The sequence below is a fragment of the Streptomyces sp. NPDC001717 genome, assembly GCF_042892775.1.
Lineage (GTDB): Bacteria > Actinomycetota > Actinomycetes > Streptomycetales > Streptomycetaceae > Streptomyces.
In genome coordinates, this window is record NZ_JBIAUK010000034.1 from 31,348 (window position 1) to 47,229 (window position 15,882).

The window sequence follows — 15,882 nt, forward strand, 5'->3', positions numbered from 1 at the left end:
GAGCCCCGCGGCCGTCAGGTCGATTGTCAGTGGTGGGTGCGAGGATTCGAGTATCGATTCGGAGAAATCCGGAGGAGGGGGAGCCGCCATGTCCGGAAGCCAGAATTACATCAACCACGTTGCCCTCGTGCTGGACGCCAGTTCGTCCATGTCGCACCTGAGTGGCAAGGTCATCGAGGTCGCGGACCAGCAGATCGCCTATCTGGCCCGCCGGTCGCAGGAATTGGACCAGGAAACCCGGGTCACGGTCTACGTCTTCGCGCAGGACGTGGAATGCGTCATCTACGACAAGGACGTGCTGCGCATGCCGTCCCTGAAGCAGTTGTACCGGGTCGGGGGAATGACGGCCCTGCTGGCGGCCACGCTGAAGTCGCAGCGGGAGCTGGCGCAGACGGCGCAGTTGTACGGCGACCACAGCTTCCTGACGTTCGTGCTGACGGACGGGCAGGAGAACGCGAGTCATCGCAGCCCGGAGGCCTTCAGCCGGAACCCGCGGCAGCTGGTGCAGGCCGTGGCCAAGATGTTCGAGACGCAGGAGGACAACTGGACCCTCGCGGTCCTCGTGCCGGACCAGATGGGCAAGCGCGAGGCCATGCAGTGCGGTTTCCCGAAGGACAACATCGCCATCTGGGACGCCACGAGCACGCAGGGTCTGGAAGAGGCCGGACAGGTCATTCGGCAGGCCACCGAGAAATTCATGGTGGGCCGCAGCCAGGGAATCCGGGGATCGCGTGCCGTTTTCTCCACCGGCGCGGACGCGGTCAACAAGGACACCATCAAGGCCGCCGGTCTCACCGCCGTGAAGCCTTCGGAATACCAGCTGATTCCGGTGGCCCGGGACGCCTCGATACGCGAATGGGTCGTCGAGTGCGGTCACACTTATCGCACCGGCTGTGCTTTCTATCAGCTGAGCAAGTCCGAGAAGATCCAGGCGCGGAAGCAGATCGCGGTGCTGGAGAAGAAGACGGACCGGGTGTACACGGGGCCGGAGGCCCGTGCCCTGCTCGGGCTGCCGGACGCGGAGGCGCGCGTCAAGCCGGACCACAACGACGACTTCACGATCTTCGTGCAGAGCACCAGCGTGAACCGGAAGCTGGTGCCGAACACGCGGCTGCTGTTGATGATCTGAGGCCTCAGAGGCCGGCGTGGGCGAGGTACGGGGTGATGCCGGCCGGGGAGTCGCCCGCCCAGCCGATGTAGCCGTCGGGGCGGATGAGGAAGAGGCCGTCGCCGTAGGGCTCGTAGGAGGGGAGGCGGACGGTGTGCAGCGGGGGGAGCTCGGCCGAGGAGGCGGGGCCGATGGCCAGGAGGGTCCAGTGCGGGCCGCGGAACTCGTCGAAGAGGCGGGTGGCGGGGGAACCGTCCGGGGCTCGGTCGCCTGCGCGGAGGGCGCCCGTGGGGAGGTCCGTGCGGGTTTCCACGGCGAGGGAGGAGCCCCGGTAGTTGAGGTCCAGTTGCCGGGTGGCCGCGCCGCGGCGGGCTTCGCCGCGGTGGATCCGGGTGGAGAGGCCCAGCATGTCCGCGGCGATGGGCAGGCGCTCCTCCTCATAGGTGTCGAGGAGGGATTCGGGTGCCCGGCCGTGCAGTACGGCGCCCAGCTTCCATCCGAGGTTGTAGGCGTCCTGGACGCTGGTGTTGAGCCCTTGGCCGCCGGCGGGCGAGTGGACGTGTGCGGCGTCTCCGGCGAGGAAGACACGGCCTTCGCGGAAGCGGTCGGCCAGGGCGGCCCTGGGGCGGAAGTCCGAGGCCCAGCTCATGGCGGTCACGGCGTCGGGTGAGAGGTGGGAGCGTGCCGCCACCACCTCGCGGATCGTGGCGAGGGAGGGGGTGATGGCGGTGCCCTGGGGGAACTGGGCCACCAGTTGGAAGTCCTCCGTCCCGGCGAGGGGGCAGATCGCGAGGAATCCGGTGTCGCCCACGGGCGGGAAGACGTGCCAGTTGTCGCGGTCGAGGCCGTCGATGCGGACGTCGGCGACGAGCATCGGGTTCGGGTCCACGGTCTCGCCGGTCATGGCGATGCCGAGGATGCGGCGGACGGTGGAACGGCCGCCGTCGGCGGCGACGGCGTATCGGGCGCGGACCGGCGGGCCCGAGGTGAAGCCGGCCGTCACGCCGTCCTCGTCCTGATCCAGGGTCACCAGCTCGCGAGCGAAGGCGATGTCGCCGCCCAGTTCCGCGAGGCGGGCGGCGAGGATCTCCTGGGTGCGCCACTGGGGCACCATCCAGGGCTCGCGGTGGGCGGAGTCCGCGCCGCCCTCGTCCGACTCGTCGAACATCCGGTGTTCGCCCAGGCGCCGGCCGTCCTGCCAGATCATGCCGACCGGGTAGGGACCGCCGGCCGCCCGGATCGCCTCGCCCACGCCGAGGTCGTCGAAGACCTCCTGGGTGCGGGGCTGGATGCCCTTGCCGCGGGAGCCGGGGAAGAGGCCGTCGGCCCGCTCCACGACGAGGGCGCGCACCCCTCGGCGGGCCAGGTCCACGGCGAGCGTGAGGCCGGTGGGGCCCGCGCCGACGATCAGTACGTCTCGTTCGATGATCATGTCCGCTTCTCCTTAACGCTGTTAAGTTGCCGCTTCCCGGAGGATGCACTTAACGGTGTTAAGCTGTCAAGCGTGACGGCGCGCAGATCTCCCAGGCTCGACAAGAAGCAGGTCGTGGACACGGCGCTGCGGCTGCTCAACGAAGTGGGCCTGGAGGGCCTGACGCTGCGGGCGATCGCGAAGGACCTGGAGGTGCAGGCACCGGCCCTGTACTGGCATTTCCAGGGCAAACAGGAGCTGCTCGACGAGATGGCCACCGAGATGTACCGCAGGATGGTCGCGGGCTCGGACATCGCGGCGGGCGCCACCTGGCAGGAACGGCTCACGGCCGGCAACCGCGGCCTGCGCGCGGCGCTGCTCGGCTACCGCGACGGCGCCAAGGTCTTCAGCGGCACCCGTTTCACGGGCATCGAGCACGCGGTGCAGATGGAGGAGAACCTCGCCGCGCTCACGGGGGCGGGCTTCACGCTGCCGCAGGCGGTGCGGGCGACGACGACCGCGTACTTCTTCACCCTCGGGTTCGTCACCGAGGAGCAGGGCGTCGAGCCCCTCCCGGGCGAGCGCCGGGAGGGCTACGACGTCGACGAGCGCGCCGCCCGCATGGACGGGTTCCCGCTCGCCGCGACCGCCGGGGCCGACCTCTTCCAGAACTACGACGAGGGGTTCGAGGAGGGTCTGGCGCTCGTGATCGCGGGCATCGAGGCCCGCTATCGGGTGGGGTGAGCCCTACTCGGCGGGCGGGGCGCCGGCCGGGAGGCGCAGGGCCAGGCCGTCGAGCACGACCTCCAGGCCGTAGGCGAACTTGGCGTCGCGCATGGCGGCCGGGTCGGACGCGGACACCTCGGTCGCGGCCGCGGCGTAGGAGTCGGTGAGGTGGTCGTGCCCCTCGGCCGCCTGCTGGGCGGCCGGCATCAGGCGGGCGATGAAGCCGGCTTCCGTCTCGCCCGACCGCGCCACCGTCGTCAGCCAGGCCGCTTCGGTGGTGCTCATGCCGATCACGTACGCGAGCAGGGATTCGATCGCCCGCGGGGGTTCGGGGAAGCCCGCCTCGACGAACAGGGTCGCGAGCCGGCTGGAGTACGACATCAGGTTGGGGCCGAGGTAGGCCAGGCCGGCCTGGCCCAGCACCGAGGAGAGCCACGGGTGGCGCAGGGCCGTCGCGCGGAAGGCCGCCGCGGCCTCGGCGGCCGAGGTCCGCCAGTCGGCGGAGCCGACGGGCGGCACGGCCATCTCCCCGAAGACCTCGTCCACGGCGAGCTCCATCAGCTCGTCCTTGGTGGCGACGTGGCGGTACAGGGAGGTCGCTCCGGCGTTCAGCCGGGCGGCCAGCTTTCGCATGCTCAGGGCCTCGATGCCCTCGGCGTCCAGCATCACGATCGCCTCCCGGACGATCGCGTCCCGGGACAGTGCGGGCTGGTCCGCCTCGCGCGGGCGGCGGGTCCAGACGGAGGGAATGGGCTGCGGCTTCGTCTCGGCGGCCATCGGCTCTCTCCTTTGCGTACGGCGTGCGCATTCAGCGTACATGGTTCAAGGGTTGCGAACAGTGTGCGCATACGCGTACGGTGTTCGCAACGCCCGGAACAGTGTGCGCACCGAGCGGAACAGTGTGCGCACGAGGAGAGGACAGACCGATGACAGACACAGGGGCCCCGGCCCGCAGCCCGCACCGCTGGTGGATCCTGATCGTGCTGTGCCTCAGCACGCTCGTCCTGGTGGTCGACAGCATGGCGCTGACCGTCGCCGTGCCGGCCATGACCGAGTCCATCGGGGCGAGCCCCCAGCAGATCCAGTGGATCCTCGACTCCTACGTACTGGTCTTCGCCGGTCTGCTGCTGACCTCGGGAAGCCTCGGTGACCGGTTCGGCCGCCGAAAGGTGATGATCATCGGTCTGCTGCTCTTCGGGGCGGCGTCACTGGCCGCGGTGTACTGCACCACCCCGGGCGAGGTCATAGCCGTCCGCACGGCCATGGGCATCGGCGGCGCGCTGATCATGCCGTCCACCCTGTCGATCCTGATCACGGTCTTCGACGAGGAGGAGCGCCCGAAGGCGATGGCGGCCTGGGGCTCGGTGTCGATGCTCGGCCTGGTCGGCAGCCCGGTCCTCGGCGGTGCGCTGATCGACCACTTCTCCTGGCACTCGATCTTCTTCATCAACGTGCCCGTGGTCGTCCTGGCCGTGGCGGCCGGTCTGCTGCTGATGCCCGAGTCCAAGGCCCCCTGGCAGAAGCCCGACCCGCTGGGCGCCGTCCTCTCCGCCGTCGGCATGACCGCCCTGGTCTGGTGGATCATCGAGATCCCGCAGCACGGCGCCTTCCAGGGCCGCGGGCTGGTCACGCTCGCCGTCGCCGTCGTCGCGCTGGCCGGCTTCGTGGCCTGGGAGAACACCACCGCCTCGCCGATGGTGCCGCTGGTCCTCTTCAAGCACCGCGACTTCACCGGCGGTTCGGTCGCGCTGGCCCTGGTCCAGATCGGCAACGGCGGTCTGCTGCTGGTCCTCACGCAGTACCTCCAGTCGGTGCTCGGGTACTCCCCCGTCAAGGCCGGCCTGGCCTTCATGCCGCTGGCGGTGGCCGCGCTGATCGGCAACGGGGTGGGCGCGAAGCTCTCCGCCAAGGCCGGCTTCCGGTGGCTGATCCTGTCCGGGATGCTCCTGATGGCCGCCTCCTTCGGCCTGCTGACCACCGTCGGCGCCGACAGCGGCTTCACCGTCCCGGCGGTCTCCCTCGGTCTGCTCGGCCTCGGCGCCGGCCTGGCGATGCCCGCGGCGGTGGGCGCCCTGATGGCGACGATCCCGGCCGACAAGGCGGGCGTCGGCTCCGCGCTGAACGACACGATCCAGCAGGCCGGCACCGCGCTCGGCATCGCCATCCTCGGCTCGCTGCTGACCACCACCTTCTCGGCGGAGATGCCGGCCGGCTCCCCCGAGCAGGCCAAGCAGTCGATCGGCGGGGCGCTGGCCGTCGCCCAGGGCGACGCGGGTCTGGTGCGGGCCGCGAAGGACGCCTTCACCGCCTCGATGTCCACCACGCTGACCGTCAGCGCGATCGGTGTCCTGGCCGCCGCGCTGCTGGCCCTGGTGGTCATGCGGGGCGGGAAGGGCGCGGCGGCCCCGGCCGCGGGTGCCGCAGCGGAGAAGGAGGTCGTGACGGCCGCCTGATCTCCCCGAAGACTGTTCCACGGCGCGAGGCCGGCACCCCGAGAGGGTGCCGGCCTCGGCCGTTTCCCGGACGGATCCGGGTGGGTGTTCAGCCGCGGTGGACCCGTACGAGCCGGAAGGCGGCGTAGAGGGCGGCGGCGGCCAGGGCCAGGACGATGGAGGTTTCGACGAGCTGCGTCGGCCAGTAGTGCGAGGCCGGGTGGAAGTCCGCGTACCGGTCGGTGATGTTCATGTCCGCCGGGCAGTCGCTCAGGCTCCGGCTGCGTTCGAAACAGGCGTCATGGGGCAGGCGCTCGCCCGAGGCGGTGAGGAAGCCCGACTCCATCGGGAGGGCACCGCGCGGCATCAGCCACCCGGATTTCCCGGAGAGGGGTCCGCTGTTGGTCACCACGGGGAGGAGCGACCACCTCAGGGCGCCCATGACCAGCAGGATCAGGCCCGTGAGGAGACCGGTGACCGCCATGGCGGCGACGGTGCGTCGCACCAGCCGGCCGACGAGGACTCCGAGGGCCACGCCGAGCAGGCAGTACGCGACGAGGACGGGGCCGGTGGCCTCGTACGTCGCACGGTCGGCCCAGTGGAACCGGTAGGTCATGGAGACCCGGGCCCAGCCGAGGCGGTAGACGCCGACCAGTGCGGCCGAGCCGAGCGCCGCGACCGTCGCGGCCACGAGGACCTTCGCGCCGAGCCAGGCCTTCGGGGTGGACGACTGGGTCAGGGCCAGGCGCCAGGTGCCGCTCTCCCACTCGCGGGCGGTCATGGGGCCTGCCACGAAGGCCCCGATCAGCAGCGGCAGGAACAGCAGGCCCTGGCCCCCGTACTCCATGAACAGCCGCAGCAGGTTGTAGCCGTGGTTCGGGTCCAGCGAGCCGTCGCGGGGGTCGGCGGCCCACGAGCGCAGGGCGACGACGGCGGCGAGGCCGGCCACCACGAGGGCGGGAAGCGTCCACAGGACGCGCCGGTGCCTGCGGACCGTGACCCAGTACGGGCCCTTCAGCGTGAGCGCGCTCATGCCCGCACCTCCGCGGTGACCCGGGAGTCCTCGGCGGCGAACGGCGGGGCGTCGGGGGAACGGAGGTGGGCGAGCAGGAGTTCCTCCAGGGAGGGGTGGCTCGTCTGCCAGGTCCCGCTGTCGACGGGGCCCCGCGGTCGCACGAGTGCGGTGATCTGACGGCCCGTCGTACGGGATTCGACGACGGTGTGCGCGGCGAGGTCGGCGGAGGCGGCGGCGGGGCCGGTGAGCAGCCGGTGGGCCGCGCCGACCTCTTCGATGGGTCCGGAGAGGCGGATCCGGCCGCCGTCGGCGAGGAGGAGGTGGTCGCAGGCGCCCTCCAGCTCGGTGAGGATGTGCGAGGACATCACCACCGAGGTGCCGTTGTCGGCGGCGTCGGCCATCAGCGTGCCCATGAGCTGGTGCCGGGCGAGCGGGTCGAGGTCGGCCATCGGCTCGTCGAGGAGGAGCAGGTCGGGGCGCTTGCCGAGGGCCAGGGCCAGGGCGACGCGGGTGCGCTGGCCGCCGGAGAGCGTACGGACCTTGGCGTGCGGGGCGAGTGCCCCGGCGTCGACGATCCGCTGCACCGTCTCGGCGTCCCAGCGGCCGGGGTTGAGCTCCCGGCCCATGCGCAGGGTCTCGTCGACGGTGAGCTGCGGGTAGAGGGGCTTGTCCTGGCCCACGTAGGCGAGGGTCTCGCGCGGCGCCGTGCGCAGCGTGCCCTCCGTGGGGAGGACGAGTCCGGCCGCGAGCATCAGCAGGGTCGATTTTCCCGCGCCGTTCGGTCCGACGAGCGCGCAGACCCGGCCTTCGGGCAGCCGGAAGGAGCAGTCGCGCAGCGCCCAGCCTCCTCGGCGTCCGTAGCGTTTGCCGAGGCCTTCCGCCTCGATCACGGTTCGCGTCATGCGTCGCCGTCCCCCTCGAATTGTCGTTCCAGTACGGATGTGAAGAGCGCGGCCACGTCGTCCCGTTCCAGCCCGGCGGCGCGGGCCCGCCGCGCCCAGTCGGCGAGTTCGCCGTACAGCGGGGAGTCGGCCGGGGCCGTGCCGCTGCCCAGGGACTTCCGGATGAAGGTGCCCAGGCCCCGCTTCGCCTCGACGAGGCCTTCGCGTTCGAGCTCGCGGTAGGCCTTGAGGACGGTGTTGGGGTTGATGGCGGTGGCTTCCACGACCTCGCGCGCGGTCGGCAGTTTGTCGCCCGGCTCCAACAGGCCCATGCGCAGGGCCTGCTTGGTCTGCTGGACGATCTGCAGGTACGTGGAGATGCCGCTGCGCCGGTCGATGCGGTATTCCAGCACGAGACAGCACCACCCTTTCACTAGGTAAGTAGTGAAAGGGTGGTGCAGGGGTGGGTCCCTTGTCAACAGGCCACGGATCTCGGGCTGCCCGGCACGCGAACGGGCCCCCGCGGTCGCGGGGGCCCGTCGCTTCGGTGCGTACTGTTCCGGCTCGACCCCGGAGGGCCGGACGGGTCAGCTGCGGGACGCGGTGGAGACGACGCACTCCTTGTACTCGCTGCCGTCGCCCTTGCCGGTGTACGGCGTCGTGGCTTCGGCCTGCTGGGACGCGCCCGCCTTGACCTTGAGGTTCGTGACCTGGGCCTGGGCGGGGGTCGCGGTCGAGCCGGCGTTTCCGCGGAACTTCATGGTGATGTTGTAGGTGTAGTCCAGCGAACCGCTGTTGGTGACGGTGAGCTTGGCGACCAGGTTCTTGCCGGTGGCGTCCAGCTTGCAGGCGTCGATGCGGACGTCGCGTTCGGCCTTGTTGGCGCTGCTGGAGCCGCCGGTCACCGAGGTGCCGCCGGAGGTGGTGGTGCTGTTGCTGTCGTGGCTGCCACCGCTGGAACCGCCGCTGGAACCGCCGCTGGAGCTCGAGCCGGAGCTGTGGCTGCTGCCACCGCAGCTGCCGCCGTGGGAGCCGCGGGCTCCGGTGAGGGCGACGATGGCGATGCCGAAGACGGCGATTGCGCGGACATGGCGAAGCTTCACGTTCTAACCCCGTTGGTGTGTCAGTGGCTGAAAATGCCCGCCTTGACGGGCGCATGCCACCCTAACAGCGCACGCCGACACCCCCGGATCGCGAGAGGGGGTGCGTCAGGAGGCGCGCCAGATCGTCAAGTCGCCGGTCACCCAATGCGGCCCTTCGCTCAGCGGGATGATCTGCTTGAGTTGGAGCACGAACAACGCGATGTCCCCCGAGGGGTGTTTGACGCAGAACTGGCTGCCGGAGGCTGCCAGGGACATCGCGACCTTTCGCTCGTGGGCGTGTTCGAGGTCCTTGCGGCAGGTGTCGAGGGTGCCGCTCGCCTTGGAGTCCAGCAGGGTGATCACGCTCGTGTCGCTCGTCAGGTCGCACAGGCTGTGGTCGCACGTCAGGTGGAGGTCACCCGTACGGTCGGCACGCCGCACCGGTTCCTTGATGGCGATCGAGTTGTCCTCTTCCAACTCCAGGCCGGCGTAGGGGACGGGAGCGGGCGGCCCGGACGGTGCGGGGGTGCTCGGCGCCGGGGCGGAGGGCTGCGGTGCGGGCGCGCCGGCCGCCGGGCCGGTCGACGTCGACCCGGGTGCGGACGCGGGCGCCGTGTGCCGCTTCGACGTGGACGCTTCCGCACCGCGCGGGCCCGCCGTTGTCTTGACGGCCCACACCAGGCCGGTCACGAGCAGGGCCCCGGCCGTCACCGCCGCCGCCGCGATCAGTGCCGTACGACGCCGGCCCCGGGGAAGCCGGCTCTGCGGTTCGGGCTCCAGCGGCGGGCGCCAGACCAGGGGGAAGGTGTGCTGCACGGTCGGGTTCGGGACCGGGGCCGGGACGCAGACCTCGGGGCCCGCGAACTCCCGCCAGACGGCCGGTCCGTCGTCGGCGTCACCGGGCAGGTGGCGCCGGCACCATGCCACGATCTCCGCCGGGGTGGCTCGTTCCTCCGGGTCCGCGGCCAGGCAGCGGGCGATGATCGGGCGCAGTTCCTCCGGCAGGCGGGACAGGTCGGGGGCGGAGTGCACGATGCGGAACAGCACGCTGACCCCGGGTCCGGAGCCGTAGAGCGGCTCGCCCAGCGCCGCGTACGCCGCGGTCTGGCCGAGGGCGAAGACGTCGGTGGCGGTGGTGACTTCACCGGCCTCCGCCTGTTCGGGTGCCATGTACTGGGGCGTGCCGATGGTGGCGCCCATGGCGGTGGAGGCGGTGACGCCGGAGGCGAGGGAGATGCCGAAGTCGATGACGCGGGGCCCGTCGGCGGCCAGGAGTACGTTCGACGGCTTCAGGTCGCGGTGGACGACGCCGGCGGCGTGGATGACCTGGAGGGCCTCGGCCACTCCCGCCATCAGCCACAGCACCGCGGGCACGGGCAGCGGTCCGCCGCGGGACACGGCCTCGGAGAGCGCGGGCCCGGGCACGTACAGGGTGGCGAGCCAGGGCGGGGTGCCGTCCGCGTCGGCGTCGATCAACTCGGCGGTGTAGGCCCCCCGCACCCGCCGGGCGGCTTCCACCTCCCGGCGGAACCGGCGCCGGAACTCGGGGTCCTCGGCCAGTTCCGGGCGGACCACCTTGATGGCGACCGGGCGGCCGCCCTGGGTGTGCGACAGGTAGACCCGGCCCATGCCGCCCGCCCCGAGCCGGGCCGCGAGGCGGTAGCCGGCCATGGCGGACGGATCGTCCGGGTGCAGTGGCCGGAACACCTGGGTCGTGCTGCTCATCGGTCTCCCCCCGATCACCCGATCAGCCGATGGACTGATCAGACGTCACTTTAAGCGGCGTGTGGGGAGGGTGGTCTTCCGGGAGGGTCCGCGCGACCTGCGGGTTTACCGGTTCGCGGCGGGCGGTTACCAGCTCGGCCGCTGCCGGTGGACGTACCGGCGCGCACGGCGCTTGGCGGCCTCGATCCCGAGGAACCCGGCTCCCGAGGCCAGGGTCGCGAGGAACGTCAGCCCCATCGGCGCCGCCCGCCAGAAGCCGTCGTGGTCCAGCACGCCCATCCACAGCGCGGCGGTGGCGGCGGAGAGGAGGAGCAGCGCCGGGATCCTGACCCCCGTCGACAGCCTGCCGCTCATCGCGACGAACGCGTAACCCACGATCACGCCCGGGAGGGTGGCGGCCACCGCCCACAGGAGCAGGAAGACGAGAAGGGCGATGACCATGGCGCGCTGACCTCCGGGTGGCAGGCTCTGACGGCCCCCATGCTGCCAGAGAATCTGAACGCGTTCAACAGGGCTTGGCGGGGCTTCGCCGCCCTGCGCCCCTCGTGTCCACCGGTCGGTGGACACGAGGTTCAACCGGTCGAGCCTGTCGTCGTGTCGCCCGCTGCGACCAGCATGTTCTTCATGACGAACCCCACCTTGTGGATGGCCCGGTGGAGCGCCCGAAATCCGTGGCGCGCGATCACCGGCTGGCTCCTCTTCGTCGTCCTCTCCTTGGGGGCGGGCATCGCGATCGGCGCGAATCCCGCCACCAGCGAGGACTTCCGCATCGGCGAGGCGGGCCGTGCCGAGGCCATCGCCGCCGAGGGCGGCCTCCAGCAGAGGCCCGTGGAGCGGGTGTTGATCCACGCCAGGCCCGGCGCCGGCTCCTTCGACACGGCCCTGGCCGAGGCCGCCGCCCGCGACGTCGGCGCCCGGATGGCCGCGCTTCCCGAGGTGGCCGCGGTCGGCGCCCCGGTGCCCGCCTCCGACGGCTCGGCGTTACGCGTGGACGTCACCGTCAAAGGCGCCGAATTCGACGCGAAGAAGCACGTGGACGCGCTCCTGGCGCAGACCGCGGCCGTCCAGGAGGCCTATCCGGGGCTGTGGGTGGAGCAGGTCGGCTCCCCCTCGATCAGCAAGGGCGTCGACGGGCTCCGCGGCGACGACCTGGCCCGGACGGAGGTCATCGCGCTGCCCGTCACCCTGATCACCCTGCTGGTCGTCTTCGGTTCCATCGCCATGGCCCTCGTCCCGCTGCTGCTGGCGCTGTCCTCGATCATCGCCGCGGTCGGCCTGTCGATGCTCGCCTCGCACGTCTTCCCGGACGCCGGCGTCGGCACCAACGTGATCCTGCTGATCGGCCTGGCGGTCGGCGTGGACTACACCCTCTTCTACCTCAAGCGGGAACGTGAGGAGCGGGCGCGGGCGGGCGGACGTCTGACGCCGCAGGCCGTCGTCGAGCTGGCCGCCGCCACCTCGGGCCGCGCCGTCGTCGTCTCGGGCCTGGCCGTGGCCGTCTCCAGCGCCACCCTGTTCCTCGCCGACGACGTGATCTTCTCCTCGATCGCCACCGGCGCCATCGTCGTCACCTTGGTCGCCGTCCTCAGCTCGCTGACCGTGCTGCCCGCCCTGCTGGCCGAGCTCGGCGAGCGCGCCGACCGCCGCCGGGCCCGCAAGGAGGTCCGCGCCGCCGCCAAGGGCCGTACGCCGCGCGTCGGGCAGTCGATGAGCGGAGCCGGCCGGATCACCGCGGCCGTGCTGCGGCCCACCGCGAAGCACCCGGGCGCCACCCTGGCCGTGGCCACCCTCGCGATGATCGCCCTCGCCCTGCCCGTACTGAACCTGAACCTCACCGAGATGGGCCGCGACACCCACTCCCGCGCCATCGGTGCCATGCAGACCTACGACCGGACGATGGCCGCGTACCCCGAGCTGAACTCGATGCACCAGGTCCTCGTGAAGGCGGACGCCGGCCGCCGCGGGGAAGTGGCCGCCGCACTCACCGGGCTCGCCGGCCGCGCCGCTGCCGAGGACCCCGCGATCAGCGGGAAGCCGTTCCTGCGCACCTCCCCCGACGGGCGCATCACCATGCTGGAGATGGCGGTCGCCCACCCCGTCGGCAGCGCCGAGGCCCACACCTCCCTGAAGAAGCTGCGTACGGAGCTGCTCCCCGCCACCGTCGGGAAGCTCACCGGCACCGAGACCGCCGTCACCGGCGACGTGGCCCGCAACGCCGACTACCCGACGCACCAGAAGCAGAAGCTCCCGCTGATCGTCGGCGCGCTGCTGCTCGTCACCTTCGGGATGACCGTGTGGGCCTTCCGGTCCGTCGTCCTCGGCCTGATCGGCATCGTCCTCAACCTGCTCTCCGCCTTCGCCTCGCTCGGTCTGCTGGTGCTGGTCTTCCAGAACGAATGGGCCGAGGGGATCCTCGCCTTCGAGTCGACCGGTTCCATAGGGGCCCGGGTGCCGCTCTTCCTCTTCGTGATCCTGTTCGGGCTCTCGATGGACTACCAGGTCTTCGTGATCAGCCGGATCCGGGAGGCCGCCGTGAACGGCGCCCCGACCCGCCGGGCGGTCCTGGACGGCATCGGCAGCTCCGCCGGGGTGGTCACCAGCGCGGCCGTGGTCATGGTCACCGTCTTCGCGAGCTTCGCCGCACTGCACCTGATCGAGATGAAGCAGATCGGCTTCGCCCTCGCCGCCGCCGTCCTGCTGGACGCCTTCGTGATCCGGATCCTGATCCTGCCCTCGCTGATGCTGCTGCTGGGCGAGTGGAACTGGTGGCCGTCGCGCGGTGTGCGCCAGGTGCGGCCGCAGGCTTCGACTGAACGTCGGCCGGCGACCGTAGGCTGATCCGATGAGCGAACGGCCGCAGTCCTCGGTCCGGTTGGACGTCGACAAGCTCCACGGCTGGTACACCACGGCATGGGCGCTGCTGGGGCTGGGCCCCTCGGTCATCGCGGTGGCGGACGACCCGGGAGCACTGAAGTGGGGGGTCCTGGCCCTGCTGGCGGTCCTCGCCTCCTGCCACGCCGCCGTACGGCGTTTTCCGGACAACCCGCTCTTGCGTCCCCGCGCCTACCTGGCCCTGCTCGCGCTCGGGCTGGGCGCCATGGGGGGCCTGCCGGGCGGCGGGGCCGCCCTCTTCATCGTCTCCCTCCCCCAGTTCTGGCTCTTCACCACCGGCTTCCGCGCCCCGATCGTCCTCAGCGGGGCGGCCGCCGCGGGCACGGTCGTCGGCAGCTGCCTGCGGGGCGACGCGTCCATGACGGGCAACATCGTCTTCATCGTCATCGGTTACGCGGCCTCGGTCCTGATCGGCCTGCTGATCCATCGGCTCGTGGCGGACGGCGACGCCCGGGCCGGGTTGCTGGGCGCGGAACTGGAGAGTGCGCAGGTCCGGCTGGCCGAGGCGTATCGGCAGCAGGGCGCGGCGGACGAGCGGGAGCGGATGGCGCGGGAGATCCACGACACCCTGGCACAGGGCTTCGCCTCCATCATCGTGCTGGCGGAGGCGGCCCGTTCGACGGTCGCCTCCGATCCGGAGCGGACCGTACGGCAGTTGGTCTCCATCGAACGGACCGCCCGCGAGAACTTCGTCGAGGCCCGGGTGCTGGTGGGTTCCGCCCCGCAGAGCGGCCTGGCCCCCCGACCGGTCGCGGTGACCCTGCGCCGGACCCTGGACCGGTTCGTCCAGGACACCGGGTTGACCGTGGAGGCGGAGCTGGCGCCGGACGTGGAATGCGACCAGCAGACGCGGATCGCCCTGCTGCGGTGCACGCAGGAGTCGCTGGCGAACGTACGCAAGCACGCCGCGGCCACCACGGTGGGCGTGGTCCTCACCCGGCACCCGCACGCCATCGAGCTGGAGATCACCGACGACGGGTGCGGCTTCGTCGTCGAGGATTCCCGGGGCTTCGGCCTCGACGGCATGCGCAGGCGGCTCGCCGAGCTCGACGGGGACCTCACGGTCACCAGCTCGCCCGGGGACGGCACCCGCGTCCTCGCCACCATCCACACGAACGGACAGCCCTGAGATGCAGACGACGGACCGAGCCGAGAGCGGGATCCGCGTCGTGGTGGTGGACGACCACACGGTGATGCGCGCCGGCGTCGTCGCGCTCCTCGCCCCCGAGCCCCGCATCGTCGTCGTGGGCGAGGCCGACAACGGGCGGGAGGCGGTGGAGCTCGTCGCGGCCCTGCGCCCCGACGTGGCCCTGATCGACCTGCGGATGCCCGTGATGGACGGGGTCGCGGCCACCTGCGAGATCGTCGCCGGTCCCGCCGCGACCCGGGTGCTGATCCTCACCACGTACGACACGGACGTGGAGATCGAGCGGGCCGTCGAGGCCGGAGCCATCGGCTACCTGCTGAAGGACACCACCCGCGAGCAACTCGTGGACGCGATCCGTTCGGCGGCCCGCGGCGAGACGGTGCTGGCACCCCGGGTGGCGGAGCGGCTGGTGGCCAGGATGCGGCGGCCCGACCCGGTGGTGCTGACCGCCCGCGAGCTCGACGTGCTGGGCGCCGTGGCCGACGGACTGTCCAACTCGGACATCGGCAAGCGTCTGGTGATCGCGGAGGCCACGGTCAAGACCCATCTGCTGCGGGTCTTCGCCAAGCTGGACGTCAGTGACCGCACCCACGCCGTGGTGACCGCCATGGAGCTGGGGCTGCTGGTCCGTCCGGAGCGTGGCTGACAGGGGAAGGATCATCCGTTTTTCCCAGTTGGATGGGCAGGAGTGGTCTTCGCTCCCGTACATGCGTACATGCCGCATTCCGAAAGGGACCGTACTCATGCGTGTTGAGATCTGGTCGGACATCACCTGCCCCTGGTGCTACGTCGCCCAGGCCCGGTTCGAGAAGGCCCTGGCCGCCTTCCCGCACCGGGACGAGGTCGAGGTCGTGCACCGGTCGTTCGAGCTGGAGCCCGGGCGCGCCAAGGGCGATGTCCAGCCCATCATCAAGGTGCTGATGAAGGGCAAGGGGTGGAGCGAGGCCCAGGCGCTGGCCAACGAGAAGAACCTCACCCGGCAGTCCGCCGGCGAGGGGCTGCCGTACGTGATGGGCCGCGATCACGGAGGCACCTTCGACATCCACCGGCTGTTGCACTTCGCGAAGGCGCAGGGTCGTCAGCACGAGCTGGTGGGGCTGCTGTACCGGGCGAACTTCGCCGACGAGCGCTCCATCTTCGACGACGAGCGGCTGGTCGAGCTCGCGGTGGAGGCGGGGCTCGACGCGGACGCGGCCCGGAAGGTCCTCGCCGATCCGAAGGCCTTCGCCGAGGACGTACGGTCCGACGAGCGCGAGGCGGCCGAGCTCGGGGCGCAGGGCGTTCCGTTCTTCGTGCTGGACCGGAAGTACGGGATCTCCGGTGCCCAGCCCGCCGAGGCGTTCAGCCGGGCGCTCGCGCAGGCGTGGGAGAGCAGCCGGCCCGCGCTGCAGGTGGTGGGGGCGGGAGCGGACGCCCACGCGTGCGGGCCGGACGGCTGCCCGGTTCCGCACTGACCCGCCGGG

Annotated in this window: 15 protein-coding genes; 7 read left to right on the top strand and 8 right to left on the bottom strand. The window is 71.5% G+C overall.

Going from position 1 to position 15,882, the window contains the following annotated elements:
- Nucleotides 1-88 precede the first annotated feature (88 nt).
- Entirely contained in the window at nt 89-1,129 is a 1,041-nt protein-coding gene (locus tag ACFYZL_RS34360) for a vWA domain-containing protein (protein ID WP_388684456.1), read from the top strand.
- Between the two features lie 4 nt (nt 1,130-1,133).
- On the opposite strand, the gene ACFYZL_RS34365 is transcribed toward ACFYZL_RS34360, so the two are convergent.
- Nucleotides 1,134-2,540, bottom strand: coding sequence for an FAD-dependent oxidoreductase (locus ACFYZL_RS34365; RefSeq protein WP_384744535.1), 1,407 nt, complete (start codon nt 2,538-2,540; stop codon nt 1,134-1,136).
- Between the two features lie 72 nt (nt 2,541-2,612).
- Here ACFYZL_RS34365 and ACFYZL_RS34370 point away from each other — a divergent pair, with 72 nt between their 5' ends.
- Entirely contained in the window at nt 2,613-3,263 is a 651-nt protein-coding gene (locus tag ACFYZL_RS34370; protein ID WP_384744533.1) for a TetR/AcrR family transcriptional regulator C-terminal domain-containing protein, read from the top strand.
- A gap of 3 nt (nt 3,264-3,266) precedes the next feature.
- On the opposite strand, the gene ACFYZL_RS34375 is transcribed toward ACFYZL_RS34370, so the two are convergent.
- The gene (locus ACFYZL_RS34375) at nt 3,267-4,022 is read right to left on the bottom strand and encodes a TetR/AcrR family transcriptional regulator (RefSeq protein WP_384744532.1); all 756 of its coding nucleotides are present in this window, start codon (nt 4,020-4,022) and stop codon (nt 3,267-3,269) included.
- Between the two features lie 149 nt (nt 4,023-4,171).
- On the opposite strand from ACFYZL_RS34375, the gene ACFYZL_RS34380 reads away from it, so the two are divergent.
- The gene (locus tag ACFYZL_RS34380; RefSeq protein WP_384744531.1) at nt 4,172-5,698 is read left to right on the top strand and encodes an MFS transporter; all 1,527 of its coding nucleotides are present in this window, start codon (nt 4,172-4,174) and stop codon (nt 5,696-5,698) included.
- A gap of 88 nt (nt 5,699-5,786) precedes the next feature.
- Here the strand turns inward: ACFYZL_RS34380 and ACFYZL_RS34385 are convergent, their stop codons facing one another.
- The 6 genes from ACFYZL_RS34385 to ACFYZL_RS34410 all read right to left on the bottom strand — a co-directional run bounded on the left by ACFYZL_RS34385 (nt 5,787) and on the right by ACFYZL_RS34410 (nt 10,821).
- Nucleotides 5,787-6,710 (bottom strand): ABC transporter permease, encoded by a 924-nt coding sequence (locus ACFYZL_RS34385; protein ID WP_384744529.1) that lies wholly within the window; start codon nt 6,708-6,710, stop codon nt 5,787-5,789.
- The gene (locus ACFYZL_RS34390; RefSeq protein WP_388684461.1) at nt 6,707-7,594 is read right to left on the bottom strand and encodes an ABC transporter ATP-binding protein; all 888 of its coding nucleotides are present in this window, start codon (nt 7,592-7,594) and stop codon (nt 6,707-6,709) included. Before ACFYZL_RS34390 ends, ACFYZL_RS34385 begins: the two co-directional genes overlap by 4 nt.
- Entirely contained in the window at nt 7,591-7,986 is a 396-nt protein-coding gene (locus tag ACFYZL_RS34395; protein ID WP_384744526.1) for a GntR family transcriptional regulator, read from the bottom strand. The genes ACFYZL_RS34390 and ACFYZL_RS34395 overlap by 4 nt, the downstream gene beginning before the upstream one ends.
- A 174-nt stretch (nt 7,987-8,160) precedes the next feature.
- On the bottom strand, nt 8,161-8,676 hold the full coding sequence (locus ACFYZL_RS34400; protein WP_384744524.1) for a hypothetical protein: 516 nt from the start codon (nt 8,674-8,676) through the stop codon (nt 8,161-8,163).
- Between the two features lie 105 nt (nt 8,677-8,781).
- Nucleotides 8,782-10,380 (bottom strand): serine/threonine-protein kinase, encoded by a 1,599-nt coding sequence (locus ACFYZL_RS34405; RefSeq protein ID WP_388684463.1) that lies wholly within the window; start codon nt 10,378-10,380, stop codon nt 8,782-8,784.
- A 126-nt stretch (nt 10,381-10,506) separates the two neighbouring features.
- Complete coding sequence (locus tag ACFYZL_RS34410; protein ID WP_384744520.1) at nt 10,507-10,821, bottom strand: hypothetical protein; 315 nt, start codon at nt 10,819-10,821, stop codon at nt 10,507-10,509.
- A 183-nt stretch (nt 10,822-11,004) separates the two neighbouring features.
- Between ACFYZL_RS34410 and ACFYZL_RS34415 the strand changes: the two genes are divergently transcribed.
- The 4 genes from ACFYZL_RS34415 to ACFYZL_RS34430 all read left to right on the top strand — a co-directional run bounded on the left by ACFYZL_RS34415 (nt 11,005) and on the right by ACFYZL_RS34430 (nt 15,873).
- Nucleotides 11,005-13,218: an MMPL family transporter gene (locus tag ACFYZL_RS34415; RefSeq protein ID WP_388684466.1), complete on the top strand. Its 2,214-nt coding sequence runs from the start codon at nt 11,005-11,007 to the stop codon at nt 13,216-13,218.
- Nucleotides 13,219-13,222: 4 nt separating this feature from the next.
- Entirely contained in the window at nt 13,223-14,401 is a 1,179-nt protein-coding gene (locus ACFYZL_RS34420) for a sensor histidine kinase (protein ID WP_384744517.1), read from the top strand.
- Between the two features lies 1 nt (nt 14,402).
- A complete protein-coding gene (locus tag ACFYZL_RS34425; protein WP_384744515.1) occupies nt 14,403-15,065 on the top strand; it encodes a response regulator in 663 nt (220 codons plus the stop codon).
- Between the two features lie 97 nt (nt 15,066-15,162).
- On the top strand, nt 15,163-15,873 hold the full coding sequence (locus ACFYZL_RS34430; RefSeq protein ID WP_384744514.1) for a DsbA family oxidoreductase: 711 nt from the start codon (nt 15,163-15,165) through the stop codon (nt 15,871-15,873).
- Nucleotides 15,874-15,882 lie beyond the last annotated feature (9 nt).